26 protein-coding genes and 1 tRNA gene are annotated in these 24,823 nt (G+C 70.6%); 10 read left to right on the forward strand and 17 right to left on the reverse strand.

Annotated features, from left to right (window positions below; genetic code table 11):
• Positions 1-80: 80 nt before the first annotated feature.
• The 4 genes from GQR16_RS02195 to GQR16_RS02210 form a co-directional block, all read right to left on the reverse strand.
• On the reverse strand, positions 81-1,133 hold the full coding sequence (locus GQR16_RS02195; protein ID WP_170298395.1) for a DUF3048 domain-containing protein: 1,053 nt from the start codon (positions 1,131-1,133) through the stop codon (positions 81-83).
• Positions 1,134-1,273: 140 nt separating this feature from the next.
• Positions 1,274-1,474, reverse strand: coding sequence for a cold-shock protein (locus GQR16_RS02200; protein ID WP_116081101.1), 201 nt, complete (start codon positions 1,472-1,474; stop codon positions 1,274-1,276).
• 214 nt (positions 1,475-1,688) lie between these two features.
• The gene (locus tag GQR16_RS02205; protein WP_157413492.1) at positions 1,689-2,231 is read right to left on the reverse strand and encodes a LytR C-terminal domain-containing protein; all 543 of its coding nucleotides are present in this window, start codon (positions 2,229-2,231) and stop codon (positions 1,689-1,691) included.
• A gap of 26 nt (positions 2,232-2,257) precedes the next feature.
• Complete coding sequence (locus GQR16_RS02210; RefSeq protein ID WP_157413493.1) at positions 2,258-2,554, reverse strand: DUF3263 domain-containing protein; 297 nt, start codon at positions 2,552-2,554, stop codon at positions 2,258-2,260.
• A gap of 147 nt (positions 2,555-2,701) precedes the next feature.
• Between GQR16_RS02210 and msrB the strand changes: the two genes are divergently transcribed.
• Together msrB and GQR16_RS02220 are read left to right on the forward strand one after the other, a co-directional pair.
• Positions 2,702-3,103: a peptide-methionine (R)-S-oxide reductase MsrB gene (gene msrB, locus GQR16_RS02215; RefSeq protein ID WP_157413494.1), complete on the forward strand. Its 402-nt coding sequence runs from the start codon at positions 2,702-2,704 to the stop codon at positions 3,101-3,103.
• Positions 3,104-3,105: 2 nt separating this feature from the next.
• Complete coding sequence (locus GQR16_RS02220; RefSeq protein WP_157413495.1) at positions 3,106-3,669, forward strand: nitroreductase family protein; 564 nt, start codon at positions 3,106-3,108, stop codon at positions 3,667-3,669.
• On the opposite strand, the gene GQR16_RS02225 is transcribed toward GQR16_RS02220, so the two are convergent.
• The 3 genes from GQR16_RS02225 to GQR16_RS02235 form a co-directional block, all read right to left on the reverse strand.
• Positions 3,653-4,855, reverse strand: coding sequence for a DMT family transporter (locus GQR16_RS02225; RefSeq protein ID WP_246200399.1), 1,203 nt, complete (start codon positions 4,853-4,855; stop codon positions 3,653-3,655). The two genes, GQR16_RS02220 and GQR16_RS02225, sit on opposite strands and share 17 nt — an antisense overlap.
• 1 nt (position 4,856) lies before the next feature.
• Positions 4,857-4,929 (reverse strand) — tRNA-Thr (locus GQR16_RS02230).
• Between the two features lie 85 nt (positions 4,930-5,014).
• Positions 5,015-5,944, reverse strand: a complete 930-nt coding sequence (locus GQR16_RS02235) for a thioredoxin domain-containing protein (RefSeq protein WP_157413496.1) — start codon at positions 5,942-5,944, stop codon at positions 5,015-5,017.
• A 321-nt stretch (positions 5,945-6,265) separates the two neighbouring features.
• On the opposite strand from GQR16_RS02235, the gene GQR16_RS02240 reads away from it, so the two are divergent.
• Together GQR16_RS02240 and GQR16_RS02245 are read left to right on the forward strand one after the other, a co-directional pair.
• Positions 6,266-7,366 carry an ABC transporter ATP-binding protein gene (locus GQR16_RS02240; RefSeq protein ID WP_067874475.1) on the forward strand — a complete coding sequence of 367 codons (1,101 nt, stop codon included), beginning with the start codon at positions 6,266-6,268 and terminating at the stop codon, positions 7,364-7,366.
• Positions 7,367-7,445: 79 nt separating this feature from the next.
• Positions 7,446-8,765 (forward strand): DUF4032 domain-containing protein, encoded by a 1,320-nt coding sequence (locus tag GQR16_RS02245; RefSeq protein ID WP_157413497.1) that lies wholly within the window; start codon positions 7,446-7,448, stop codon positions 8,763-8,765.
• Positions 8,766-8,846: 81 nt separating this feature from the next.
• On the opposite strand, the gene rlmB is transcribed toward GQR16_RS02245, so the two are convergent.
• The 4 genes from rlmB to GQR16_RS02265 form a co-directional block, all read right to left on the reverse strand.
• Positions 8,847-9,878, reverse strand: a complete 1,032-nt coding sequence (gene rlmB / locus GQR16_RS02250; protein ID WP_157413498.1) for a 23S rRNA (guanosine(2251)-2'-O)-methyltransferase RlmB — start codon at positions 9,876-9,878, stop codon at positions 8,847-8,849.
• Positions 9,875-11,284: a cysteine--tRNA ligase gene (gene cysS, locus GQR16_RS02255; protein WP_157413499.1), complete on the reverse strand. Its 1,410-nt coding sequence runs from the start codon at positions 11,282-11,284 to the stop codon at positions 9,875-9,877. The genes rlmB and cysS overlap by 4 nt, the downstream gene beginning before the upstream one ends.
• Before the next feature lie 47 nt (positions 11,285-11,331).
• On the reverse strand, positions 11,332-12,534 hold the full coding sequence (ispD, locus tag GQR16_RS02260; protein WP_157413500.1) for a 2-C-methyl-D-erythritol 4-phosphate cytidylyltransferase: 1,203 nt from the start codon (positions 12,532-12,534) through the stop codon (positions 11,332-11,334).
• Positions 12,535-12,626: 92 nt separating this feature from the next.
• Positions 12,627-13,109, reverse strand: coding sequence for a CarD family transcriptional regulator (locus GQR16_RS02265; protein WP_067874458.1), 483 nt, complete (start codon positions 13,107-13,109; stop codon positions 12,627-12,629).
• Between the two features lie 158 nt (positions 13,110-13,267).
• On the opposite strand from GQR16_RS02265, the gene GQR16_RS02270 reads away from it, so the two are divergent.
• Complete coding sequence (locus GQR16_RS02270) at positions 13,268-13,717, forward strand: hypothetical protein (RefSeq protein WP_157413501.1); 450 nt, start codon at positions 13,268-13,270, stop codon at positions 13,715-13,717.
• Positions 13,718-13,811: 94 nt separating this feature from the next.
• On the opposite strand, the gene GQR16_RS02275 is transcribed toward GQR16_RS02270, so the two are convergent.
• Together GQR16_RS02275 and GQR16_RS02280 are read right to left on the reverse strand one after the other, a co-directional pair.
• On the reverse strand, positions 13,812-14,492 hold the full coding sequence (locus GQR16_RS02275; RefSeq protein WP_067874452.1) for a response regulator transcription factor: 681 nt from the start codon (positions 14,490-14,492) through the stop codon (positions 13,812-13,814).
• Positions 14,493-14,547: 55 nt separating this feature from the next.
• Positions 14,548-15,762, reverse strand: coding sequence for a sensor histidine kinase (locus GQR16_RS02280; RefSeq protein ID WP_157413502.1), 1,215 nt, complete (start codon positions 15,760-15,762; stop codon positions 14,548-14,550).
• A 192-nt stretch (positions 15,763-15,954) separates the two neighbouring features.
• On the opposite strand from GQR16_RS02280, the gene phoU reads away from it, so the two are divergent.
• Positions 15,955-16,617, forward strand: a complete 663-nt coding sequence (gene phoU, locus GQR16_RS02285) for a phosphate signaling complex protein PhoU (protein ID WP_157413503.1) — start codon at positions 15,955-15,957, stop codon at positions 16,615-16,617.
• A 98-nt stretch (positions 16,618-16,715) separates the two neighbouring features.
• Here the strand turns inward: phoU and GQR16_RS02290 are convergent, their stop codons facing one another.
• Positions 16,716-17,462 carry a phosphoglyceromutase gene (locus GQR16_RS02290; RefSeq protein ID WP_157413504.1) on the reverse strand — a complete coding sequence of 249 codons (747 nt, stop codon included), beginning with the start codon at positions 17,460-17,462 and terminating at the stop codon, positions 16,716-16,718.
• Positions 17,463-17,652: 190 nt separating this feature from the next.
• On the opposite strand from GQR16_RS02290, the gene GQR16_RS02295 reads away from it, so the two are divergent.
• Complete coding sequence (locus tag GQR16_RS02295) at positions 17,653-18,459, forward strand: class I SAM-dependent methyltransferase (RefSeq protein ID WP_157413505.1); 807 nt, start codon at positions 17,653-17,655, stop codon at positions 18,457-18,459.
• A gap of 9 nt (positions 18,460-18,468) precedes the next feature.
• On the opposite strand, the gene ygfZ is transcribed toward GQR16_RS02295, so the two are convergent.
• The 3 genes from ygfZ to GQR16_RS02310 all read right to left on the reverse strand — a co-directional run bounded on the left by ygfZ (position 18,469) and on the right by GQR16_RS02310 (position 20,757).
• Positions 18,469-19,632 carry a CAF17-like 4Fe-4S cluster assembly/insertion protein YgfZ gene (gene ygfZ / locus GQR16_RS02300; protein ID WP_157413506.1) on the reverse strand — a complete coding sequence of 388 codons (1,164 nt, stop codon included), beginning with the start codon at positions 19,630-19,632 and terminating at the stop codon, positions 18,469-18,471.
• Positions 19,632-20,240 carry a nitrobindin family protein gene (locus GQR16_RS02305; RefSeq protein WP_157413507.1) on the reverse strand — a complete coding sequence of 203 codons (609 nt, stop codon included), beginning with the start codon at positions 20,238-20,240 and terminating at the stop codon, positions 19,632-19,634. The genes ygfZ and GQR16_RS02305 overlap by 1 nt, the downstream gene beginning before the upstream one ends.
• 202 nt (positions 20,241-20,442) lie before the next feature.
• A complete protein-coding gene (locus GQR16_RS02310) occupies positions 20,443-20,757 on the reverse strand; it encodes a hypothetical protein (RefSeq protein WP_157413508.1) in 315 nt (104 codons plus the stop codon).
• Positions 20,758-20,831: 74 nt separating this feature from the next.
• Here GQR16_RS02310 and GQR16_RS02315 point away from each other — a divergent pair, with 74 nt between their 5' ends.
• From GQR16_RS02315 to GQR16_RS02325, 3 genes are read left to right on the forward strand one after another with little or no spacing between them, the layout of a single operon-like run.
• Positions 20,832-21,518 (forward strand): response regulator transcription factor, encoded by a 687-nt coding sequence (locus tag GQR16_RS02315; RefSeq protein ID WP_246200401.1) that lies wholly within the window; start codon positions 20,832-20,834, stop codon positions 21,516-21,518.
• A gap of 45 nt (positions 21,519-21,563) precedes the next feature.
• On the forward strand, positions 21,564-23,741 hold the full coding sequence (locus tag GQR16_RS02320) for an RNA degradosome polyphosphate kinase (RefSeq protein WP_157413510.1): 2,178 nt from the start codon (positions 21,564-21,566) through the stop codon (positions 23,739-23,741).
• Positions 23,738-24,679, forward strand: a complete 942-nt coding sequence (locus GQR16_RS02325) for an NUDIX hydrolase (protein WP_157413511.1) — start codon at positions 23,738-23,740, stop codon at positions 24,677-24,679. The genes GQR16_RS02320 and GQR16_RS02325 overlap by 4 nt, the downstream gene beginning before the upstream one ends.
• Positions 24,680-24,823 lie beyond the last annotated feature (144 nt).

Genomic DNA, 24,823 nt, shown 5'->3' on the forward strand with positions numbered 1-24,823 from the left:
GCTAAATCAATTCTGGCACTCGACCGCCACGAGTGCAAGCGAGCGGCCGGCGGCCCCCGCGCGGCTCGCCCGGTGTCCGCTCAGGGCGCGAAGGCGACCGATCCCGTCGTCGGCACGAGCTCGATCCACGTGTTGCCCGGCGCAAGGGTCAGGGCCTCGCCGTTGTCGGCCGTGAACACGATCGGCGCCTCACGGGCGCTCTTCGCCCACGTGCCGTGCGCGGTCCGCCCGTTCACCGAGACCCACACCTCGCCCGTGCCGACCATCACGGTCTTCGGCACCTCTCCGTACTGCCAGTCGATGTCGACCCGCATGGTCACGAGATTCACGGCACGCACCTGGGCGCCCGCGTCGTCGAGGTCGGGCGCGCCCTCCTGCGACCTGAGCCAGACGGATGCCGCGGCATCCCAGCTCCACGACGGGTACCGCTCCTCGGAGAACACCTGCGAGACGCTCGACGTCGTCGCCGCCTTGAAGGCTGGATCGGCGAGCGGATCGGTACCGCCGTAGACGAACTGCACGGGCGGCGGCGGGAGTGCGGCGTTGCGGCTCAGCGCCTCGGCGGCGTCGAGGATCACGTCGTGCGGACCGGGCCGCTCGTCGGCCCGGGAGAACAGTCCGGTGTCGTCGAGGTCGAAGACGAGGTTCACGAGCGGCGTCGCCTGCATCATCGCGACGAACATCTCCTGGCCGCCCGAGTAGGCGATGACGCCGCCGAAGGGGGTCGCGATGTCGGGATCCATCGGCCTGATCGAGCGCACCGGCCCGATCTGGGCCGGCATGTCGGAGTGCCAGACCGCCAGGTAGCGGGTGAGACCGCCCTCGACGAGCTCCTCGAACACGATGTCCGTGCGGTTCAGCGCGACCTGAGGTCTCGCCTCCTCGTGGTTGTCGATCTTCGCGGCGATCGACGGGTGCTGCATCGCCGCCCAGTCGGCACGCGTGCCGCGCAACGGCGCGAACGCCAGGGCCGTCGGTGTCGCGGACTCCCCGATCGGCCGGGCCTCGGCGGTCGGCGTCGGCGTCGCGACCACGGGCTCATCGACGCTGCACCCGACGAGCAGGAGGGCGGATGCCGCGAGCAGCGCCATCTGCGCCTGCCGCCGCCCGGCAGAACCGCCCCGCCTCGCCATGCGCACAGCAAACCACCGCCACCCGCGCAGAACGGTGCGACGCGCCGGGCCGCGAGCCGCGGCATCCGGAACCCCGGCGACCGCCGAAGACGACGATGCGCCGCCGGCGCAGGGCAGGCGGCGCATCGATCACGCGTCTCTCAGGCGGGGCGGACGGCCTCGGCCTGCGGCCCCTTGGACCCCGTGCCGACCTCGAACACGACCGCCTGGCCTTCTTCGAGGACCTTGTAGCCGGCCATGTCGATCGCGGAGTAGTGGACGAACACGTCCTGGCCTCCGTCGACGGTGATGAATCCGTAGCCCTTTTCAGCGTTGAACCACTTGACGGTTCCGTTCGCCATGCGTTGCTCCCATATAGCCGTGTGTCGATCAGCACGTGCGTGTCGCCTGTACCGGGCCTCCGCTTCGTGCCGGCCGGGACCAGGAGGCGGTACCGGGTTGCACGTGTTGGAGCGACCAATTCCAGATCCTAATGACGCGGGTCCGCCCATGAGAAGGGCTGGAACGCAACGAAATGTCGCGGAATGGCAACGATTCGCGCGGGGTCGGCCGTCGTCAGCCGGCGACGCTCTCGGCGTAGTCCGAACCGACGACGAGCACGAGCGGGGTGCCGATCTCGCCGAATTTCGCGTCGAGGCGCACATCGGCCCCGGGGATGGCCTGCGCGACACCGCGGGCTGCACCCTCGAGTTCGGCGCTCGCGTAGTACACGACCGACTCCTTGAGATCGCTCTCGCTCGCGTTCGCAGTGGCGCCGACGGGCACGCCCGCCGCGGTCAGCGCGTCGGCCGCCGTCGCCGCGAGCCCGCTCGTCTCGGTGCCGTTCAGCACCGTCACGGGCATGTCGGGGGCGATCGTGGGCTCGGCGGTCACGACGGGCGTCGCCGACGGGGTGGGTGCGGCCTGCGAGAAGTCGAGTCGGTCGTTCGCGACGACGACGGCACCGATGCCGAGGCCCGTGAGCACGACCGTGGCGAGCGCGGCCCAGCCGAACGCGAGCCAGCGAGCTCCCCGGCGCTGGGGCGCGCGGTGGGCGCCGACGCGCTCGATGCCGTGCGGGATGGTGTCGAAGCGATCTCGAGGGGAGTTCTGCGCCATGGGTCCAGTCGGGGGTCGGGGCCTGCTCAGTCGAGCGTGCGGCCGTTCGAGAGTGAGCGGCGGGCACGGGTCGCGGCCCGGGCGTCGCGCAGTCGTTGCAGGCGCTTGACCAGCATGGGGTCGTGCCGGAGCGCCGCCGGCGAGTCGATCAGCTCTCCGAGGATCCGATAGTAGCGGGCCGCCGACATGGCGAACTCGTCGCGGATGCCCTCGGCCTTCGCACCGGGCTGCTGCCACGCGTGCGCCTCGAACGCGAGCACCCGCAGCGCCAGGTCGTCGAGCGGTGCGTTCGGATCGTCGCGAGAGGTCTGCCCGAGACTCATCGTGCACCTCCCGCGGCGACGGCGTCGCCTTCGCGTCACATCCTAGGGATGCCTCGCCGTGAGGGTGCCGAGCGTCTGCGGCGTGTGTGTGCGCGGCCTCTGCAGACCTGCGACGATGGAGACATCCGCAGTTCTGGAGGGAACCCCATGGCGTATCAGGTCGAGAAGTCCGACGACGAATGGCGCGAGCAGCTCGGTGACGAGCAGTTCCAGGTGTTGCGCGAGGCCGCGACCGAGCGCCCGTGGACGGGCGAACTGCTCGACGAGGAACGCGCGGGCGTCTACGCGTGCGCGGCATGCGGCTCCGAGCTGTTCAAGAGCGGCACCAAGTTCGACTCCGGCTGCGGATGGCCGAGCTTCTACGAGTCGGTGCGCCCCGAAGCGGTGCAGCTCATCGAGGACACCTCGCTCGGCATGGTGCGCACCGAGGTGCGCTGCGCGAACTGCGGTTCGCACCTCGGGCACGTGTTCCCCGACGGGTTCGGCACGCCGACCGGCGACCGCTACTGCATGAACTCCATCGCGCTCGACTTCACGCCAGAGGCCTGAGCGTGCGGCCCGCGCTCGAGGCCGCACTCGTTCGGCGATCGGTCTCGAAGGTGACGGATGCCGCACCCGACGAGGCCGAGCTCCTCGAGCTCCTCGGCGCGGCCGGGCGCGTGGCCGATCACGCCTCCCTGCATCCGTGGCGCGTCATCGCGCTCCGGGGCGCTGCCCGCGAACGCCTCGGATCGGCACTCGCCGAGGCGTCGGGTCTCGAGGCCTCCGATCCGCGGGGTGCCGCGAAGCTCGCGTCGAAGCCGCTGCGCGCTCCCCTGCTGATCGCCGTGGTCGCGGTGCGCACCCCCGACTCCGCAAAGGTGCCCGAGTGGGAGCAGGACGCCACGGCCGCCGGCGTCGCGCACCTGCTGAGCCTGCTGCTCGACGAGGCCGGCTGGGGCGTCATATGGCGCACGGGCCCGCACACGCGGCATCCGGCGGTCTCCGCGGCCCACGGTCTGGCGCCGCACGAGGCCCTGCTCGGCTGGCTCTACGTCGGCGGCAAGCCCGAACGGTGGCGCGCCGAGCGGCGCAAGCCGGTCGACGCCGCCGCGAGGCTCACGACCCTCGGCTGACCGGTCCGCCGCCGGCGGGCTCGGTGCCACCGGCATCGCTACCCGCACGGACTGCACCTGGCGCATCGGATGTCGCATCCGCGCCCGGTGCGCTCGGCGCGACGACGTGCCGGCTGCGCGTCCATCTGGTGCTCGCGACGATCACCGCGACGAGCGCGAGCGCCGCTCCCCCGATCGTGGCGACGTCGACGGTCTGACCGCCGACCGGCACAAGCAGGTCGAGTGCCAGCGCGGCGGTCAGCTGTCCGGCGACGCCCGCGAGCGCGAGCACGAGCACGCCGATCACGCGCACGACCACCGCCTGCACGGCGATGAAGATGCAGCCGATCAGGCCGCCGGTGTACAGCCACGCCTCTGCCGGAAGCGAGGTCGGCCAGCCGACGGAGGACGAGTGCACGACCATCACGACGACGAGCACCGCCGTGCCGACCGTGAAGTTCACGAGCGTCGAGGTCAGTGCGCTCGACGCCGCGACCCGGACGCGACCGTTGACCGCCTGCTGCCACGCCGATCCGAAGCCCGCGGTGAACGGCAGGAGCACCAGCAGCACGGGAGCCGCGCCGCCGATCTCCGATGACAGGGTCCACGTCACGGCCCCGAGGGCGAGCAGTGCTCCGATCGCCCGCGGCGCGGTGAGCGGACGTCGCCCGGCCGGCCCCAGGCCGATCAGGTCGAACACGACGCCGCCGACGGTCTGGCCCGCCACGATCGAGACCGTGAAGAGCGCGACGCCGATGACGCCGGCGGAGAGGCCCTGCGTCGCCACGAACCATGCGCCGGCGACCCCGCCGAGCAGCATCCACCAGTGCAGGCGGCCCGCCCGGAGCTCGGTCGCCACGTTGCGGAACCCCGTGCGCCCCGGCCTCCAGACCGCGAGCGCGACGAGCAGGATCAGCAGTCCGCTGCCGAACGAGATCACGGCGGCGGTGTAGGCGTCGCCGATGGAGGCCGAGAGCTGCCCGTTCACGCGCGACTGGACGGCGGTCAGCGCTCCGCCGATGGCGGCCAGCGCGATCGCGACCCAGGCCGGCATGCCGCCGGCTTCGACGTGGGCGTGGCGATGCTCGGTCGCCGTCGGCGAGGCCTGCGCGGTCGGCGCGGTCGGCGCGGAGGCATCCGGCGCAGCCGCATCGGGAGCAGAGGAGCCCGGAGCAGTGGATTCCGGAGTGAGGGCGTCTTCAGACAAGTGCCGGCTGCGGGACTCGAACCCGCAACCCCCGCTTTACAAGAGCGGTGCGCTACCAATTGCGCCAAGCCGGCGAGGCGAACCTCGGGCCATCTTATCGATGGCCGACCCACCGACCGCGCGGCGAGGCCCGGGATGGGCTCCGCCGCGCGGACCGACTCACTGAGCCGGAGTCGGAGTGGGCGTGGGAGTCGGGGTCGACTCGGCGTCGTTGAACGTCGCGCTCGTGGCCTGCACCACGAACGACTGGAACTCCTGTGCGTCGGTGAGCGAGCCGCTGTACTGCTGGCCGTTCACGAGCACGGTCGGCGTGCCGGTCACGGAGGCGAGCTCGGAGTTCGGGATCGGGCCGGTCAGCGCCCGCGTCGTGGCATCCTGCACCCATGCCTTGAAGCGCACGTCGTCGATGCACGCGTTCACCGACGAGGCGGCGCCGGCGTCGCCCGCGAGCTTCTTGAGGTCGGAGTTGCCGAGGCCGACCGTGCCCTCTTCGGGCTGGTTCTCGAAGAGCAGCGCGTTGTAGTCGAAGAACGCCTCGGGCGAGAGATCGGCCACGCACGCTGCGGCGTTCGCCGCGCGCAGCGAGTACTGGGTGCCGGCCGACTTGTTGGTCAGGATCGCGATCGGGTGGATCTCGAGGGTCGCGGCCCCCGACTCCACCATGGTGCGCATGGCCTCGGAGTTCGTCGTCTCGAACTGGCCGCAGAAGGGGCAGAGGTAGTCGATGTAGGTCACGATGTTCGCGACCGTGCCGCTGTCGTCGGGAACGGTGGCCGTGGGCTCGCCGCCCGCCTTGATGGCCGGGGTCTCGACCGCCGTGATGCCGCCCTCGTCGCCCGCGACCAGCAGGATGCCGTCGCTCGCCATGTTCGCCGGGCCGGGGCCCGCGGGCTTGATGCTGTTGAAGATCAGCCAGCCGACGAGCGCGGCGACGAGCAGCACCGCGACGATGACACCGCCCTGGATCAGGACCTTGTTGCGCTTGTCGCGCTTCTTCTGCTCTTCGCGAAGGACTCGAGCCTTCTCTCGGGCCGCCTCACGGCGTTCGTTGCGGGAGGCACGAGGCTCATTGGATCCGACGTTGGTCATCGATGGTCACTCCGGGTCGCTGTGTGGGCGCGCGCGTACTGCGAACGCACCCACGATAGTAGGAACGGTGGCTGGGAATCAGCCACACGAGCGGCTCATCCCGCGTTCGGCCGCTGCTCGGCGGGCGCTCAGCCCGCTCATGGCGCGCTCGGGGCCCGCTCGGGGCGCGCTCGCAGGCGAGTACCACGAGCGGATGCCGCCGGCCGACGCCGAATCGGCCGTTCGCGTCGCGCATGCAATACTGAGGGAGCGTCGACGATGACGCAGTCCATCACTACGGATCGTCCGGCACGTACCTGCCGGTGAAGGAGAAGCACGACCATGGCATCAGTCACGTTCGACAAGGCCACCCGCCTGTACCCCGGCGGCACCCGCCCCGCCGTCGACCAGCTCGACCTCGACGTCGCAGACGGCGAGTTCCTCGTGCTCGTCGGGCCCTCGGGTTGCGGCAAGTCCACGTCCCTCCGCATGCTCGCCGGCCTCGAAGAGGTCAACGACGGCAACATCTTCATCGGCGACCGCAACGTCACCGACGTGCCGCCGAAGGACCGCGACATCGCGATGGTCTTCCAGAACTACGCGCTCTACCCCCACATGACCGTGGCCGAGAACATGGGCTTCGCGCTCAAGATCGCCGGCGTCGGCAAGGAGGAGCGCGCGGCTCGCGTGCTCGAGGCCGCCAAGCTCCTCGACCTCGAGCCCTACCTCAGCCGCAAGCCGAAGGCCCTCTCCGGCGGCCAGCGTCAGCGTGTCGCCATGGGCCGCGCGATCGTGCGCCAGCCCCAGGTCTTCCTCATGGACGAGCCGCTGTCGAACCTCGACGCCAAGCTCCGCGTGCAGACCCGCACCCAGATCGCGTCGCTCCAGCGCCGCCTCGGCGTCACCACGGTCTACGTCACGCACGACCAGACCGAGGCGCTCACCATGGGCGACCGCATCGCCGTGCTGAAGGACGGCCTGCTCCAGCAGGTCGGCACCCCGCGCGACCTCTACGAGAAGCCGCAGAACGTCTTCGTCGCCGGCTTCATCGGCTCCCCCGCGATGAACCTCTTCCACGCCGACCTCACCGAGAGCGGCGTGCTGTTCGGCACCGCGACGGTCCCGGTCGACCGCGACGTCCTCTCCGAGGCTTCGGCGAAGAGCGCGACCATCGGCGTGCGCCCCGAGGACATCACGGTCTCCGCGGTTCAGGGCGAAGGCCTCGCGGTCGACGTCGACCTCGTCGAGGAGCTCGGGGCCGACGGCTACCTCTACGGCCACTCCACGGTCGAGGGCAAGCGCACCGACATCGTCGCCCGCGTCGACGGCCGCAGCCACCCGAACGCCGGCGACCGCGTGTACCTCACGGCCACGCCGAACCACGTGCACCTGTTCGACATCGAGTCGGGTCTGCGCCTCGGCAACAAGGCCGTCGTCAGCTGACGATCGTCGCACGGACGAACGATGCCGGCCGGGCCCATGGCCCGGCCGGCATCGGCGTTTCCGACTACGCTGAACCACGATGAGCGGCTCACTTTCGATCACGTCGGCCACGACCGACCCGGCTCTGCTCGACCTGCCGTGGCACCTGCCGCTCGAGGCATGGCCGAACGAGAACATCGCCGCGCTGCCGAAGGGCATCTCGCGACACCTCGTGCGCTTCGCGCATCTCGCGGGTCACGTCGTCGCGATCAAGGAGACGACCGCCGAGATGGCGCGCGGCGAGTACGAGATGCTCCGCACGCTGCAGCGCCTCGAGGTCCCGTGCGTCGAGCCCGTCGCCGTCATCACGAACCGGTCCGACGCCGAGGGCGATCCGCTCAAGCCCGTGCTCGTCACCCGGCATCTGCGCTTCTCCCTCCCCTATCGCGCGCTGTTCTCGCAGACGCTGCGCCCCGACACGGCCACGCGTCTCGTCGACGCGCTGGCGCTGCTGCTCGTCCGCCTGCACATCATCGGCTTCTTCTGGGGCGACGTCTCCCTGTCGAACACGCTGTTCCGCCGAGACGCGGGTGCCTTCGCGGCGTACCTCGTCGACGCCGAGACCGGCAAGCTCTACGAGGGCGGCCTCTCGAACGGCCAGCGCGAGAACGACCTCGAGATCGCGCGCGTGAACATCGCCGGCGAGCTGCTCGACCTCGAGGCCGGCGGCCGGGTCGCCGACGAGCTCGATCCCGTGCGCATCTCGAACGGCATCGTCGACGCGTACCGCAGCCTCTGGAGCGAACTCACCGGCTCGGAGTCCTTCTCGTCGGCCGAGCGCTGGCGCATCAACGAGCGCGTGAGCCGCCTGAACAAGCTCGGGTTCGACATCGAGGAGCTGGCGATCCGCACTGACGCGCAGGGCACGACCGTGCGCATCCAGCCGAAGGTCGTCGATGCGGGCCACCACCAGCGACGCCTGCTGCGCCTGACGGGGCTCGACGCCGGCGAGAACCAGGCCCGACGCCTGCTGAACGACCTCGACTCCTACCGCGCGAGCTACGGCAAGGGCGAGCTCGACGAGGAGATGGTCGCCCACGAGTGGCTCGTTCGGGTGTTCGAGCCGGTCGTGCGGGCGATCCCGAGCGAGCTGCGCGGCAAGCTCGAGCCGGCCGAGGTGTTCCACCAGCTGCTCGAGCACCGGTGGTTCCTCGCGCAGAAGGCGGGGCACGACATCCCGCTCGCCGAGGCCGTGGCGTCGTACATCAACAACGTGCTGCGCCACCGCCGCGACGAGGCGACCGTCATCGGGCCGACGACCGGCACCATCACGACGTCGATCGACGTGGTGCCCCTCGACACCTCCGCCGTCGCGGTGGTCGACCCCGACGACGAGGACGACTGGCGGCTCAAGGTCTGAGCAGCACGACGGCATGACGAAGGGGACCTCCGATCGGAGGTCCCCTTCGTCGTGCTCGGCCCGAAGGCCGAGGCCGTCGGCCTACTTCTCGGCGCGGAGCTTCGAGATCTCGTAGAGCGTGACGGATGCCGCGATGCCGGCGTTGAGCGACTCGGTCGCCGCGCTGATCGGGATGGAGACGATCGCGTCGCAGGTCTCGGCGACGAGGCGGGACAGACCCTTGCCCTCGCTGCCGACGACGACCACGATGGGCCGTTCGGCCCACGACAGGCCGGGCAGCGACACGTCGCCGTCGCCGTCGAGGCCGAGCACGAACACGCCGCGCTCCTTCAGCGCCTTGAGCGTCTGCGTGAGGTTCGACGCCATGGCGACGGGAACCCGTGCCGCGGCGCCGGCCGAGGTCTTCCAGGCGCCGGCGTTGACGCCGACCGAGCGGCGCTGCGGCACGATGATGCCCTGTCCGCCGAACGCCGCGGTCGAGCGGATGATGGCGCCGAGGTTGCGCGCGTCGGTGATGCCGTCGAGCGCGACGAACAGCGGGGTCTCGTCGCGGGCGATGACCTCGTCGAGGAGCTCGATCGGGTGCGCGTACTCGTACGGTGGCACCTTGAGCGCGAGGCCCTGGTGCACGCCGCCCTCGCCCGCGAGGCGGTCGAGCTCGGGGCGCATGACCTCGAGGATCGGGAGCCCGCGGTTGGTGGCGATCTTCATCGCCTCCTTCACGCGGTCGTCCATCTCGATGCGCGCGGCGACGTAGAGGGTCGTCGCGGGGATGCGCGTGCGCAGCGCCTCGACGACGGAGTTGCGGCCCGTCACGATCTCGGACTCGTCACCCGACTTCGATCGGCGCGATGCGCCGGAGGCGCCGCGGGGGGCGCCGGGTCGGCCGCCGCCCTGGCCGGCGACCTTGGCGCCGGGCTTGCCCCTGCCGCCGGATGCGGCGAAGCGCTCCTGGGCGGCCTTGCGCTTGCCTGCGGGGTGCCATGCGCGGTCTTCGGCCTTCGGGGTCGGTCCCTTGCCTTCGAGCGCCTGGCGCCCCTGGCCTCCGGATCCGACCTGCTTGCTCTTCGCCTTGCGCACGGCTCCGGCGCGCGGCTTGCTGCTGCCCTTCATGATTCCAAGCTCCAATGTGTGCCGGTCTGGCTGTCTTCGATGGTGATGCCCGCTGACGAAAGTTCGTCGCGGATGCGGTCTGCGGCTGCGAAGTCCTTCGCTGCACGTGCCGCCTGGCGATCCTCGATGAGTCTGGTCACGAGGGTGTCGAGGGCGGATGCCGCGGGCGCGGCGTCCGGGCTCCACCTGGCGTCGCGGGGGTCGATGCCGAGCACGCCCGCCATTGCGGCGACCTGCCCGTGCAGCGCCGCGGCGTCGTGGAGTTCGTCGGCGTCGAGCGCCTGGTTGCCGGCGCGGACGGTGTCGTGCAGCACGGCGATCGCCTGCGGCACGCCGAGGTCGTCGTCCATGGCCGCGGCGAACGCGTCGGGGATCACGGGGGCGCCGACGCCCTCGTAGCGGGTGCCGGCGAGGCGTCGCTCGACGCGCTCGAGGAACGTGCGGATGCGATCGACGGCCGCCTCGGCCTCGGCGAGCGAGCCGGGCGAGTAGTCGAGCGTCGAGCGGTAGTGCGCGGCTCCGAGGAGATAGCGCACCGCGAGCGGCGAGGCGAGTTCGAGCAGCTCGGCGGCGAACACGGAGTTGCCGAGCGACTTGGACATCTTCTGTCCGCCCGTGTTCACGAGTCCGTTGTGCACCCAGTACCGGGCGTAGCCGTGACCGGCCGCCGTGGACTGCGCGAGCTCGTTCTCGTGGTGCGGGAAGCGCAGGTCGAGCCCGCCGCCGTGGATGTCGAACTCGGTGCCGAGGTAGCGGCTGGCCATGGCGGAGCACTCGATGTGCCAGCCGGGCCGGCCGTCGCCCCACGGGGACGCCCACGACGCGGACTCGGGTTCGTCGGCCTTGCGGCCCTTCCAGAGGGCGAAGTCGCGGGGGTCGCGCTTGCCGCGCGGGTCGGCGTCGGCGGCAGCCTCCATGTTGTCGCGCGCCTGGCGGGTGAGCTCGCCGTATGTGGGCCAGCTCGCGGTGTCGAAGTAGACGTCGCCAGAGGCATCCGGAGCGGCGTAGGCGTGCCCGCGCTCGATGAGCCGGGCGATCAGCTCCTGCATCTGCTGCACGCTCGCGGTGGCGCGCGGCTCGTACGTCGGGGGCAGGATGCCGAGCGAGGCGTAGGCGGCCTGGAACTCGAGCTCGACGCGGTAGGCGAGCGCCCACCACTGCTCGCCCGTGGCGGCGTCGAGGATCTTGTCGTCGATGTCGGTGACGTTGCGCACGAAGGCCACGTCGTAGCCCCGGTACGAGAACCAGCGGCGCAGGATGTCGTAGACGAGCGCGCTGCGGAGGTGCCCGATGTGCGGGCTCGACTGCACGGTCGGTCCGCAGACGTACATGCCCACGTGTCCCTCTTGCAGGGGCACGAAGTCACGCAGGGCCTGGGCCTTCGAATCGTAGAGTCGCACGGTCACCCGGCAAGCCTACCGGCGCACGGCTGAACGCCCGGTCGGCGCGACGATCAGGGCGCTGAGAGCAGCGCGGTGGCGAGCGCCGAGACCCCCTCGCCGCGGCCGGTGAAGCCGAGGCCGTCGGTCGTGGTCGCCGCGACCGAGACGGGTGCGCCGAGCACCCGGGAGAGCAGCGCCTCGGCCTCCGCACGGCGGGGCGAGAGCTTCGGGCGGTTGCCGACGACCTGCACCGACACGTTCACGATGCGGAATCCGGATGCCTCGACGAGTCGCCGCGTCTCGGCGAGGAACACCTCGCCGTGGGCGGCGGCGAATCGCGGGTCGGCCGTGCCGAAGATCGCGCCGACGTCGCCGAGGCCGGCGGCCGCGAGCAGCGCGTCGCAGATCGCGTGCGCGGCGGCGTCGCCGTCGGAGTGGCCCGAGAGCCCGCGCTCCCCCGGCCATTCGAGGCCCGCGAGCCAGAGCGGGGTGGCCGGATCGTCGGCGAACGCGTGCACGTCGACGCCCGTTCCGACCCGGATGCCGGGTGCGACCGCCGGCCGAGGAGACGAGCCCTCGGCCTCGTCGCGCAGGTGCTGCTCCGCGCGTCGCAGGTCTTCGGGCACCGTGATCTTGAACGCCCGGGCGTCGCCAGGCACGAGGTCGACCGTGATGCCGGCCGCCGCCGCGATCGCGGCGTCGTCGGTGTACTCGTACGACGGGTCGGCGGCGGCGAACGCGTCGTCGAGATCTTCGCGTGGGAAGCCCTGCGGGGTCTGCACCGCCGAGAGCACCGACCGGTCGACCGTCGCGACGACGTGGCCGCCCTCGATGCGCTTGATCGTGTCGACGACCGGAAGACCCGGCACGATGCCGTGCCCGCGCGATCGCACGGCCGCGACGACCTCGTCGAAGACGAGCGACGGCGTGAGCGGGCGGGCCGCGTCGTGCACGAGCACGGTGTCGACGAGGCGCGGCAGTGCGGCGAGTCCGGCCTCGACCGACTCCTGGCGCGAGGCGCCGCCCGGCACCACGTCGAGCGGGGCGGATGCCGCGGCCGCGACATCCGCGAACCGTTCACGCACCTCGGCGACCCGGTCGGCGGGGGCGACGACGACGACGTGCGGCGTCTCGCGCATGCCGAGCACGGCATCGAGCGCGATGCCGAGGATGGACGAACCGCCCAGTGGAACGAAGGCCTTCGGCTCGGCGTGGCCGAGACGCGTGCCGCTGCCCGCGGCGACCAGGATGACGGCGACGGTCGACGAACTCATGCTCCGAGCCTAGCCAGCATCGAACGGTGCGAGCGCGTCAGGGCAGCACAACGGCACCGCGCCCCGGATGGGTCGCGGTGCCGTTGGAGACGCTAGGAGGCGAGGACCTCGTCGAGGACCGTCGATGCGGCCTCCTCGTCGGTCTTCTCTGCGAGCGCGAGTTCGGAGATGAGGATCTGCCGCGCCTTGGCGAGCATGCGCTTCTCACCCGCGGACAGGCCGCGGTCCTGGTCGCGGCGCCACAGGTCGCGCACCACTTCGGAGACCTTGATCACGTCGCCGGAGGCGAGCTTCTCGAGGTTCGCCTTGTAGCGGCGGGACCAGTTGGTGGGCTCCTCGGTGAACGGGGCGCGAAGCACCTCGAACACCTTGTCGAGGCCGTCCTTGCCGATGACATCGCGAACGCCGACGAGATCGACATTCTCTGCGGGAACCTCGATCACGAGGTCTCCCTGCGTGACGTTCAGCTTCAGGTATTTCTTGGTCTCGCCCTTGATGACGCGGTCTTTGACTTCGATGATCGTCGCGGCTCCGTGATGCGGGTACACGACGGTTTCGCCAACCTCAAAAAGCATGAATGTATGTCCTTCCGGCAACTTTCAGGATATCACACTCGTGTTCGTGCTAAGGTTCCGCCGCTCGCTCGCAGGCCCGCGCGCGCCGTTGCGCTACACTCGGATTCGATTCCCGTGCGCGTTTCAGACGGTCGCGCACGCCTGTACTTGGAGGTTCTGTGAAGGCGCGTCTCGCGGCATCCGCTGTTCTGGCCCTGGGTCTCGCCATCGGCGCGACCGGCTGCTCGATGGTCACCTACCAGGCGACGACCGAGCACTACGACGCGAGCGACGGCGTCTCGATCACCGTCGGCGAGCTCGACCTGCGCAACATCCTCGTGGTGAGCGAAGACGGCGTCGACGGCAACCTCGTCATGACCGTGATCAACCCCGGCGACGACGACAAGACCCTCAAGATCGAGGCCGGCTCGGCCACGCAGGAGCTCGAGGTCGAGGCGCACTCGACCGTCGTGCTCGGCGGCGAGGAGACCGAGCCGCTGCTGCTCGAGGGCATCGACGCCGAGGTCGGCGGCCTGACCCCGATCTTCTTCCAGTACGCGAGCGTCGAGGGCATCGAGAAGAAGGTCCCCGTGCTCGACGACCGCCTCTACGAGGGCCTCGCCCCGTAGGCATCCGGGCTTCGCGCCCGTCAGACGCACACGAAACGGCTCCCGCCTCGGCGGGAGCCGTTTCGCATGGGCCCGGGCTCCCGGAGCCCGCCGTTCACGCCTCGAAGCGGTAGCCGAGCCCGCGCACGGTCACGAGCTGCACCGGTTCCGACGGCTGCTTCTCGATCTTCGAGCGGATGCGCTTGATGTGCACGTCGAGGGTCTTCGTGTCTCCGAAGTAGTCGGAGCCCCAGACCCGGTCGATGAGCTGACCGCGGGTCAGCACGCGTCCGGGGTTGCGCATGAGCAGCTCGAGCAGCTCGAATTCCTTGAGCGGCATGGGCACGGGCTCGCCCTCGACCTCGACCGTGTGCCGATCGACGTCCATGCGCACGCGCCCGCCCTCGATGAGCGACTCGTCGAAGTCGTCGGCGTCGATGCGCCGGCGGAGCACCGCACGGATGCGCGCCAGCAGCTCGCGCGTCGAGTACGGCTTCGTGACGTAGTCGTCGGCGCCGAGCTCCAGCCCGACCACGATGTCGATCTCGGAGTCCTTCGCCGTGAGCATGATGATCGGCACGTTCGAGCGCGCCCGGATCTCGCGGCAGACCTCGGTTCCGGGGAGCCCGGGCAGCATGAGGTCGAGCAGCAGCAGGTCGGCACCCCCTCGGTCGAACGCCGCGATCGCCGACGGGCCGTCGGCGGCGACCTCGATCTCGTACCCCTCGCGTTCCAGAAGGAAGCTCAGCGGGTCGCTCAGCGCGATCTCGTCCTCGACGAGCAGGATGCGGGTCACAGGGTGTCTCCTCGGTCAGGAACGGCGCCGTGCGCCGCCCCGGTGGTGATGTCGGTCATGGGACGGGGTGCGCCGAGCGCGCGGAACGCGGCGCGGCGGTGGGTTCGGACGAGGCGCGCCCGCCCGCGGCATCCGTCACCGGGGTCGGCTGCTCCGCGAGCGGGAGCCTGATCGTGAAGGTCGAACCGCGCTCGGGCGTGGACCAGACCCGGACGTCGCCGCCGTGGTTCTGCACGGTGTGCTTGACGATGCTGAGGCCCAGCCCCGAGCCCCCCGTGTTGCGCGAACGCGCCTGGTCGACCCGGAAGAAGCGTTCGAACACGCGGTCGAGATCGTCGCGCTGGATGCCGATGCCCTGATCGGTGACCGAGATCTCGACCGTGTCGCCGGTGACCTTGACGCCCACGCCGACGCGACCGCCCTCGCTCGAGTACGCGATCGCGTTCGACAGCAGGTTGTGCACGGCCACCACGAGCAGCGACCGATCGCCGTAGACCACGGCCGAACGTGACGCCCGCACCGCGATGGCGACCTTCTTCGCCGTCGCGACGATGCGGTTCTGATCGACCGCGTCGGCGACGACGTCGTCGAGCCGCACGAGCACATCGGGCCGCAGCGCATCGCGCGCCTGGAGCCGCGAGAGCTCGATGACCTCGCTGGTGATGTGCGCGAGGCGCGCAGCCTCGGTCGAGAGACGGCCCGCGAACCGTCGCACCTGATCGGGTTCGTCGGCGGCCTGGTCGAGTGCCTCGGCGAGCAGGCTGACCGACGCGATCGGCGTCTTCAGCTCGTGCGAGATGTTCGCGACGAAGTCGCGCCGCACGTCGTCGAGCCGGTGCGACTCGGTGCGGTCGTCGGCCAGGAGCAGCACGAACCGCGTTCCGAGCCGGGCCACGAGCACGCGCAGCCGCATGGTCGACTCCCCGTACGGACCGCGCGCGAGCGTGAACTCGTCGGCCACGGTCTCGCCCGATCGGCGAACGGATGCCGCGAGCTCGAGCAGTTCGGAATGCACGAGGGCACCGCCGCGCACGAGTCCCAGCGCGAGCGCACCGGGCGACGCCTGGAGCACGTTGTTCGAGGGATCCAGCACGATGCCGGCGGACTCGAGCACGTCGAGCACCTGCTCGACCCCGTCGGGGATCGTGGGTGCGATGACCTGCGCAGCACGAGCGCCGCGGCGCTCGGCCATGTGCAGCAGGAGAAGGAAGCCGGCCCCGAGGAACGCGCCGAGGGCGAGCGCGCCGAGGACCAGCCAGATGGAGTCCATACTCTGTAGCGTAACCACACCTCGGAGCCCCGATCCGCGAAAAGCCGGCCCCCGCGACGGTAGGTTAACGAGTGTTCAGGTCTACGGCACCCGGCGTTCACCTTCTCGGGCGACGATGTGCTGGTCCGGTGCGACCTCCGGTCCGATCCCGCGTGCGCGCTGCGCGCGCACCCGAAAGAGGATGTTTCGTTTATGCGTGAGGTGTTCCAGCAGGAGCTTCAGGAAGTCCAGGAGCGACTCGTCGAGATCGCAGAGCTCGTCGCCACGTCGATCGACAAGGCGACGCGGGCGTTCAACGAGTCCGACGTGAGTCTGGCCGAGGAGGTGATCGCCGACGACCACCGCATCGACCAGGCCGCGCAGGAGCTCGACGAGCTCGCCATCACGATCCTCGCCCGCCAGTCGCCGGTCGCCCGCGACCTGCGCACGGTCGTGAGCGCGCTGCGCATCAGCGCCTCGCTCGAGCGCATGGGCGACATGTCGACCCACATCGCCCAGCTCGCGCGGTACCGCTTCCCCGACAAGGTCGTGCCCAAGCGCCTGCGCAGCACGTTCTTCGAGATGGGCGCGCTCGACGTCGAGATCGCGCAGAAGCTCACCCAGCTGCTGCGCACCGAAGACGTCAAGCTCGCCGAGGAGATCCGCAACGAGGACGACAAGGTCGACGACCTGCACCTCTCGGTCTTCGACACCGTGCTCGGCGAGAAGTGGAAGGGCGAGGCGGCCGACACGGTCGACGCGACCCTCGCGAGCCGCTACCACGAGCGCTTCGCCGACCACGCGGTCTCGATCGCGAAGAAGGTCCAGTACCTCGTGACGGGCGACTGGGATCCCGACATCAGCGCGGGCCTCTAGCAGGCGCGAGCACGCATGACGAAGGGCCGGGGATTCCTCCCCGGCCCTTCGGTCGTCTCGGGCGGCGGCGTGCGTTCGGCGCCGCCGCCCGAGACCGACTACTTCTTGCCCTGCGCGGCGACCGCTGCGGCGCCGGCTGCGGCGGCCTCGGGGTCGAGGTAACGGCCGGGAGCGAGCGGCGTGAAGTCGTCGCCGAGCTCGTAGACCAGCGGGATGCCGGTGGGGATGTTCAGCTCGGCGATGTCGTCGTCGCTGATGCCGTCGAGGTGCTTGACCAGCGCGCGCAGCGAGTTGCCGTGGGCCGTGACGAGCACGGTCTTGCCCGCGGCCAGGTCGGGCACGATGCCGTCGTGCCAGTAGGGCAGCATGCGGTCGATGACGTCTTTCAGGCACTCGGTGCGGGGCAGCTCGTCGTCGGCGAGGCCGGCGTAGCGGGCGTCGCCCACCTGCGAGTACTCGGCGTCGTCCGCGAGCACGGGCGGGGGCACGTCGAACGAACGGCGCCAGAGCTGGAACTGCTCGGGGCCGTACTTCTCGAGCGTCTCGGCCTTGTCGAGGCCCTGCAGGGCGCCGTAGTGGCGCTCGTTGAGCCGCCAGGTGCGACGCACGTCGATCCAGGCGCGATCGGCGACGTCGAGCGCGATGTTCGCGGTCTGGATGGCGCGGGTCAGCACCGAGGTGTGCAGCACGTCGGGCAGCAGGCCCGACTCGGCGAGGAGTTCGCCCGCACGGGCGGCCTCGGTGCGTCCGAGTTCGCTGAGCCGAACGTCGACCCATCCGGTGAAGAGGTTCTTCTGGTTCCATTCGCTGTTGCCGTGGCGAAGCAGCACGAGGGTGTGAGGCATGCCACCAGCCTAGCCGTGAGGCATCCTCCGTCCTCGCCGCCCGTCGATCGACGTCACCTGAGCGGATGCCCCGGCCGCCGGTCGTGCGGATGCCGCGGCCGTGTGCGGCTGGCAGACTTGACCCATGCCCGCGGATGCCTCGCCCCACCCCCGGCGGCTCCGACCCGGGCATCTCCGACCGGGTCAGCGCGTGGGCACCGTGACCCGCGGCACCACGAACACGAACCGGCTGCGCCGCGTCGACCGGTGGATCGCGGCGCACCCCGCGCTCCTGCACGCCGTCGACCCGTTCGTCGTCGACCTCGGCTACGGCGCGAGCGGCGTCACGACGCTCGAGCTCGCCGCGCGTCTGGCGCACGTGCGATCCGGCGTGCACGTGCTCGGCCTCGAGATCGAACCCGAGCGGGTGCGCGTCGCACGCGAGCAGCTCGCCAGGGTGCGCGCCGGCGAGCTCCACTTCCCCGCGCACCTCCGGGTCGACTTCGCCGTCGGCGGGTTCGAGGTGCCGGTCGCCGGCGGCGCCAGGCCCGCCGTGATCCGCGCGTTCAACGTACTGCGGCAGTACGACGAGACGGAGGTCGCCGCGGCCTGGGCGTTGATGCGATCGAGGCTCGCGCCGGGCGGCCTGCTCGTCGAGGGCACCTGCGACGAACTCGGTCGGGTGTCGAGCTGGGTCGGCCTCGACGAGTCGGGGCCCCGCACCTTCACCGTGAGCCTGCGCCGTTCCGGCCTCGAACTGCCATCGGTCGTCGCCGAGCGACTGCCCAAGGCGCTCATCCACCGCAACGTGCCGGGCGAGCCCATCCACGCGCTGCTCGGCGACCTCGACCTGGCGTGGCGCACGCACGCGGCGATGGCCGTCTACGGACCGTCGCAGCGGTGGATCGCGACCGTCGCGACCCTGCGCCACGAGGGGTGGCCGATCATCGGCGGCCCGCGCCGTGCGCGACTCGGCGAGCTGACCCTGCCGTGGTCGGCCGTCGCCCCGCTCGACTGAGGTCGCTCGTCAGGGGCGGGCGCCGAGCCGAGGCAGTCGTGGCACGTCGACGGCGGAGGCCGCGTCGGCCGGGACGATCTCGACCTGGGCGGCCGCGACATCCGTGCCGTGGCTCTCGACGATGAGCGGGAGGTCGGCCGGAACCTGGCGCTTGATGACCGCGAGCGCGACCGGGCCGAGCTCGTGGTGCATGGTGCTCGAGGTGATGTGGCCGACGACGCGCCGCTCGGGCGCCTCGCCGGGGAGCGGCTCGGGGCGCACCTTCTCGCCGATGACCTCGTCGCCGGGCGCCGGCAGCACGGTGTCGCTGCCGTCGAGGTGCAGCAGCACGAGCCGCCGCGGCGGCCGACCGAGGTTCAGCACCTTGGCCACCGTCTCCTGGCCCTTGTAGCAGCCCTTGCCGAGGTCGACCGCGCTCTGCAGCCAGTCGAGCTCGTGCGGCAGGCTGCGCTCGTCGACCTCGGTCGCGAGCCGCGGACGCCAGGCGGCGATGCGGAGCGCCTCGGCGGCGAGCGAACCTGCGACCTCGACCCGGCCCGCCCGCACGGCCGCGGCGGCCTCGGCGAGCGCGTCGCGAGCGACGATGCGCTCGATGAAGTGCCAGTCGGATGCCGGATGCCCGGCGTCGCGCGCATACCGGTGCGTGCCGGGGACGCGGGTCGACCACGGGTCGTTCCAGTCGAGCGCCACGCCGGAGGGCGCGGCGGCCGGGACGGCCGCGTCGAGTGCCGACGTGGACATCGCGCCGAGCACGGCGAACTCGTCGGAGCGGTCGGCCACCTCGACGCGGAGCATGAAGCGCATGCGGTCGAGGAAGGACGCCAGCGGCGCAGCATCGGCCCCCTCGACGATCAGCCAGGTGGTCTCGCCGTCGTCGAGCGCATGCACGACGTGCTCGATGCGGCCGGAGGCGTCGAGGAAGAGCGCCTCGATGCCGTCGCCCGGACGCAGCCCGGAGAACGACTGGCTGGCCATGGAGTGCAGCCAGGAGAGTCGGTCGGGGCCGGCGACGGTGACGACGCCGCGGTCGGAGAGGTCGACGATCGCGGTGCCGCGCTCGAGGTGGCGCTGCTCGACGATCGGGTTGCCGTAGTGGCCCGGGCCGGCGACCGAGTCGTCGACGTCTTCGGCGGGCACGGCACCGGGCAGCCCGAGGAACGGGGAGGTGGTCATCAGTCGACCTTCGCGAGACGGGCGGAGGCGTGGGTTCTCAGGTCTTGGCCGAGGGCCGCGATGTCCCATGCCCAAAGGAGGTGGTTCTCGACGAGCCCGTAGAGGCGCGTGGCGGCCGCGTACTCCTTCGCACCCGCGCCGCGCATGACGGCGTCGGTCGCGAGGTCGATGCGGGGGCCCTTGACCTCGCCGAGATAGAGCTCGGAGACGCCGCCCGGATGCACGAGCGAGACCTCGAGGTCGAACCCGCCGTCGGCGTTGCGGAGCGCCTCGACGTCGTCGGGCGTGCGGAACCGCGGCTCGCCGATGCTCGGCAGCAGCGCCGGACCCGGGTCGCCGTCGGCGAGCTCGCGGGCGATGCGCCAGTAGCCGGTCTCGGTCGCGAGCGGACGGGGGTCGCCGTCGGGCTCCTCGGGGAACAGCCAGGTGTACGACGTGTAGTTCAGGTGCGGAAGACCGTCGTGGCTGAAGCTGATGCGCTGCCCGAACTCGGACGTGACCTTCTCGTCGCCGACCTTGTAGTCGAGGACGCCCGAACCCTCCCAGACTCCGAGGAGCCACGAGAGCGGGACGAGTTCTGCCGGCAGGTCGACCGGAAGCTCGATCATCGCCACGCCTTCACCAGCGCTTAGCGCTGGCCCTTGAAGAGCTTGTAGACCACGACGCCGCTGATCCACGCGATCGCGAGGCTCGCGAGACCGAGCAGACCGATGAAGAGGAGTTCGAGAGCGAGCAGCTGCGACATGCTGAGAGTCTATCCGTTCGATCCAACGGTGTCGGCCGATGGGCCGGTCTTCGCGATGCCGGCCCTCAGGCCGCGAGGGTCGGCGCGACGAGGAGCGCCGCGAGCGCGACGACGACGACCGCACCGCCGACGCTGGCGCTCGCCCGCACGACGTAGCCCGCGGGGCGCCGCGTCGCGAGCTGCACCACGAGGGCTCCGACCACGCTCGTCGCGAGCACCACCCCGAGCGCGTCGTAGACGCCGAGCGCATCGGTGTCGCCCAGCCAGGCCGTCGTGCCGCCGTATGCGAGCGAGATCACGACCACGGAGCCGACGAGCGCGATCGCCCAGACGACGCCGATGGCGAGCCATCCGCCCCTCGAATCGGTCTCCGCCTGCATGTCGTCCTCTTCGTGTCGGCCTCGGGCACGTCGTGTCCCGTAGTATTGACGAACCTTACTCCTGGAGTGTGTGCGTGGCGCAGTTGCTGATCCTGTCGCCGGCGGCTAACGAAGAAGTTCTTCCGGCGCTTTCACTTCTGACTCACCGAATGCGGATCATCCCCGCTTCGCCTGAGCAGCTGGTCAGAGCGCCCGAAGCAGACCTCGTCTTCCTCGACGCCCGCACGAACCTCGCCGCGGCGAAGGCTCTCGCGCAGATCCTGCGAACGACGGGGCTGTCCTCGCCGCTCCTGCTGATCGTCACCGAGGGCGGGCTCACCGCGGTCACGCCCGACTGGGGCGTCGACGACGTCGTGCTCGAGCACGCCGGCCCCGCAGAGGTCGACGCCCGCATCCGGCTCGCGCTCGGTCGCGCTGCGGCGACGCAGCCCTCCGAGCGCATCCAGACCTCGGGCGTCGTGATCGACGAGGCCAGCTATTCGGCGAAGGTGCACGGTCGCACGCTCGACCTCACCTACAAGGAGTTCGAACTCCTGCGATTCCTCGCGGCGCACCCCTCCCGGGTGTTCACGCGCGAGCAGCTGCTCAGCGAGGTCTGGGGTTACGACTACTTCGGCGGCACGCGCACGGTCGACGTGCACGTGCGACGCCTGCGGGCCAAGCTCGGCGATCTCGACAGCCTCATCGGCACCGTCCGCAACGTGGGCTACCGCTTCAACGTGCACGAAGACGACGAAGGCGCTCCCGTCACGACGCGTTGACACGGTGTTCATCGCCCGAATCCCCGTGAATGGCATTATGAGGGGATGACCACCGACAGCGCCCTCGACGGCGACCGCACGGCGAGCGACTTCGACGACGACTTCGAACCATTCGACATCGAAGGCGCCCCCGACCTGCCGGCCGAGCGCTACCTCGACCGCGAGCTCAGCTGGCTGGCCTTCAACAAGCGCGTGCTCGAACTCGCCGAGGACCCCACCCTGCCCGTGCTCGAGCGCGCGAACTTCCTCGCGATCTTCGCCTCGAACCTCGACGAGTTCTTCATGGTGCGCGTCGCTGGCCTGAAGCGCCGCATCATCACGGGCCTCGCGGTGCCGACCAACGTCGGCCGTTCGCCCGTCGACGTGCTGAGCGACATCTCGAAGCAGGCCCATGAGCTCCAGAACCGGCACGCGGCCGTCTACCAGGAGCTCGTGAAGCCGGCTCTCGCCGAGGGCGGCATCGAGGTCGTCACATGGGACCGCCTCGGCGTCGATGCGCGAGACCACCTGCGGGACTACTTCTCGAGCCAGATCTTCCCGGTGCTGATGCCGCTCGCGGTCGACCCGGCGCATCCGTTCCCCTACATCTCGGGGCTCTCGCTGAACCTCTCGGTGCGCGTGCGCAACTCGCGCACCGGCCGCCAGGAGTTCGCCCGCGTCAAGGTGCCGCAGATGCTCCCGCGCTTCGTGCGCGTCGATCCGACCGAGTCGATCGAGAACGCCAGGTACATCACCCTCGAAGACCTGATCGCCAACCATCTCGGCGACCTCTTCCCCGGCATGGAGATCCTCGAGCACCACGTCTTCCGCGTCACCCGCAACGAAGACGTCGAGGTCGAGGAGGACGAGACCGAGAACCTGATCAAGGCGCTCGAGAAGGAGCTCCTCCGACGACGGTTCGGCCCGCCCATCCGTCTCGAGGTCTCCGACGACATGGACGACGTGACCCTCGGGCTCCTCGTGCGCGAGCTCGACGTGACCGAGCAGGAGGTCTACCGACTGCCCGCGCCGCTCGACCTCGGCGGGCTGTTCGACCTGTCGCGGCTCGACCGGCCGGAGCTGCACTACCCGACGCACGTGCCCGTCACCGCGGCGCAGCTGCAGCCGTCCGACACCAACCTCCGCGCCGACATCTTCAAGGCCGTCTCGCGGCGCGACGTGCTGCTGCACCACCCCTACGAGTCGTTCGCGACCAGCGTGCAGGCCTTCCTCGAGCAGGCGGCGGCCGACCCCGACGTGCTCGCCATCAAGCAGACGCTCTACCGCACCTCGGGCGACAGCCCCATCGTCGAGGCGCTCATCGACGCCGCGGAGTCCGGCAAGCAGGTGCTCGCGCTCGTCGAGATCAAGGCCCGCTTCGACGAGCAGGCCAACATCACGTGGGCGCGCAAGCTCGAGAAGGCCGGCGTGCACGTGGTGTACGGACTGGTCGGCCTGAAGACCCACTGCAAGCTCGCGCTCGTGATCCGCCAGGAGAAGGGCACCCTGCGCCACTACTCCCACATCGGAACGGGCAACTACAACCCGAAGACCAGCCGCATCTACGAGGACCTCGGGCTGCTCACGGCCGACGACCAGGTCGGCAAGGACCTGACGCGCCTGTTCAACGAGCTGTCGGGGTACGCCATCGAGAAGAAGTTCAAGCGCCTGCTCGTGGCACCGCTGCACCTGCGCAAGGGACTCCTGAAGCTCATCGCCAACGAGATCGCGAACGCGAAGGCGGGCAAGCCGGCCGGCATCCGCGTCAAGGTGAACTCGATCGTCGACGAGGCCATCATCGACGCGCTCTACCGGGCATCGAACGCCGGGGTCAAGGTCGAGGTCTGGGTGCGCGGCATCTGCAGCCTCCGGCCCGGGGTCCCCGGCCTCAGCGAGAACATCACCGTGCGCTCGATCCTCGGCCGCTACCTCGAGCACTCGCGCATCTTCTCGGTGGTCAACGGCGGCGACCCGCAGATCTACATCGGCTCGGCCGACATGATGCACCGCAACCTCGATCGGCGCGTCGAGGCGCTTGTGCGCCTCACCGACCCCGGCCACATCTCCGACGTCAGCGCGAACTTCGATCGCGCCATGGACGACCGCACGAGCTCGTGGCACCTCGAGGGCGACGGCACCTGGACCAGGCACGCGGTCGACGAGACCGGTCGTCCGCTCGAGGACCTGCAGTCCTCGCTCATGGCCGAGATCGGCCCACGCAGTCGATCGGGTCTTCGCCGATGAGCCCCGAGACCGCGGTCTACGCGGCGGGCGCCGTGTGCTGGCGCATCATCGACGGCCGCATGCACGTGCTGCTCATCCACCGCACCGTGCATGGCGACGTCACGATCCCCAAGGGCAAGGTCGACCCCGGCGAGACGCTCCCCCAGACCGCCGTGCGCGAGATCCAGGAGGAGACCGGGCTCGAGATCGCGCTCGGCGTGCCCCTCGGAGTCTCGCGCTACCTGATGCCGAGCGGGCGCGAGAAGGTCGTGCACTACTGGGCGGGCGAGGTCAGCGACCACGCCCTCCAGCACTCGACCTTCAAGCCCAACGGCGAGGTCGCCGCGCTCGAATGGGTCACCATCAAGCGCGCCCGCGGCTACCTCACCTACGCCCCGGATGTCGAGATCCTGGAGAACTTCGCCGCACTCGTCGACCAGGGCGTGACGAGCACGTTCGCCCTGCTGCTCGTGCGCCACGGCAAGGCGCTCGCGCGCAGCGGCTGGAAGGGCGAGGACGCGGCGCGCCCGCTCGCCGCGCGCGGCGTCACGCAGGCCGCCGATCTGGTCGACACGCTCGCGGCCTGGCGGCCCGAGCGCATCTTCTCGAGCCCCGCGATCCGCTGCGTCACGACCGTGCGCCCGCTGTCGGCGGCCAGGTCGCTGAAGGTCAGGCTGAAGCCGGGCATCAGCGAAGACGCCTGGGCGACCGGCGAGGCCGAGATCCGCCGGGTGATCGGCAAGCGCATCCGTGCGGGCCGCTCGGCCGTCGTGTGCAGCCACGGCCCCGTGCTGCCCGAGATCATCCGCGAGATCTCACTCGCGACGGCGACGCCCCTCGGCTCGTACGTGACGGATGCCGCCGAGCTCGAGCCCGGCGGATTCAGCGTCGTGCACGTGTCGAAGACGAACTCGGGTTCCGGCGTCATCGCGATCGAGACGCACGCGCCGAGGGTCTGACCCCGGCTCCCTTCCAACCCCGGAGGCACTGCGGGCGGGCGGAAGATCCGCGGGATTCCGCGGGTCTTCCGCACCGGACAGCGGTCGTTCACCTTCCGTTCACCGCTGTGGCGCAAGCTCGTAAGGCGGGCTGCATAGCCTCGC

The sequence above is a fragment of the Agromyces allii genome (assembly GCF_009749385.1).
Classification (GTDB): domain Bacteria; phylum Actinomycetota; class Actinomycetes; order Actinomycetales; family Microbacteriaceae; genus Agromyces; species Agromyces allii.

Excerpts from the sequence above, each read along its gene's own strand:
- GQR16_RS02305 (WP_157413507.1), bottom strand. The coding sequence starts at position 20,240 with ATGATCGAGCTTCCGGTCGACCTGCCGGCAGAACTCGTCCCGCTCTCG.
- GQR16_RS02320 (WP_157413510.1), top strand. The coding sequence starts at position 21,564 with ATGACCACCGACAGCGCCCTCGACGGCGACCGCACGGCGAGCGACTTC.
- GQR16_RS02210 (WP_157413493.1), bottom strand. The coding sequence starts at position 2,554 with ATGAGTCTCGGGCAGACCTCTCGCGACGATCCGAACGCACCGCTCGAC.
- GQR16_RS02245 (WP_157413497.1), top strand. The coding sequence starts at position 7,446 with ATGAGCGGCTCACTTTCGATCACGTCGGCCACGACCGACCCGGCTCTG.
- GQR16_RS02265 (WP_067874458.1), bottom strand. The coding sequence starts at position 13,109 with ATGCTTTTTGAGGTTGGCGAAACCGTCGTGTACCCGCATCACGGAGCC.
- GQR16_RS02325 (WP_157413511.1), top strand. The coding sequence starts at position 23,738 with ATGAGCCCCGAGACCGCGGTCTACGCGGCGGGCGCCGTGTGCTGGCGC.
- ispD (WP_157413500.1), bottom strand. The coding sequence starts at position 12,534 with ATGAGTTCGTCGACCGTCGCCGTCATCCTGGTCGCCGCGGGCAGCGGC.
- phoU (WP_157413503.1), top strand. The coding sequence starts at position 15,955 with ATGCGTGAGGTGTTCCAGCAGGAGCTTCAGGAAGTCCAGGAGCGACTC.
- GQR16_RS02240 (WP_067874475.1), top strand. The coding sequence starts at position 6,266 with ATGGCATCAGTCACGTTCGACAAGGCCACCCGCCTGTACCCCGGCGGC.
- GQR16_RS02310 (WP_157413508.1), bottom strand. The coding sequence starts at position 20,757 with ATGCAGGCGGAGACCGATTCGAGGGGCGGATGGCTCGCCATCGGCGTC.
- GQR16_RS02200 (WP_116081101.1), bottom strand. The coding sequence starts at position 1,474 with ATGGCGAACGGAACCGTCAAGTGGTTCAACGCTGAAAAGGGCTACGGA.
- GQR16_RS02290 (WP_157413504.1), bottom strand. The coding sequence starts at position 17,462 with ATGCCTCACACCCTCGTGCTGCTTCGCCACGGCAACAGCGAATGGAAC.
- GQR16_RS02195 (WP_170298395.1), bottom strand. The coding sequence starts at position 1,133 with ATGGCGAGGCGGGGCGGTTCTGCCGGGCGGCGGCAGGCGCAGATGGCG.
- GQR16_RS02205 (WP_157413492.1), bottom strand. The coding sequence starts at position 2,231 with ATGGCGCAGAACTCCCCTCGAGATCGCTTCGACACCATCCCGCACGGC.
- msrB (WP_157413494.1), top strand. The coding sequence starts at position 2,702 with ATGGCGTATCAGGTCGAGAAGTCCGACGACGAATGGCGCGAGCAGCTC.
- GQR16_RS02280 (WP_157413502.1), bottom strand. The coding sequence starts at position 15,762 with ATGGACTCCATCTGGCTGGTCCTCGGCGCGCTCGCCCTCGGCGCGTTC.
- rlmB (WP_157413498.1), bottom strand. The coding sequence starts at position 9,878 with ATGAAGGGCAGCAGCAAGCCGCGCGCCGGAGCCGTGCGCAAGGCGAAG.
- ygfZ (WP_157413506.1), bottom strand. The coding sequence starts at position 19,632 with ATGACCACCTCCCCGTTCCTCGGGCTGCCCGGTGCCGTGCCCGCCGAA.
- GQR16_RS02235 (WP_157413496.1), bottom strand. The coding sequence starts at position 5,944 with ATGACCAACGTCGGATCCAATGAGCCTCGTGCCTCCCGCAACGAACGC.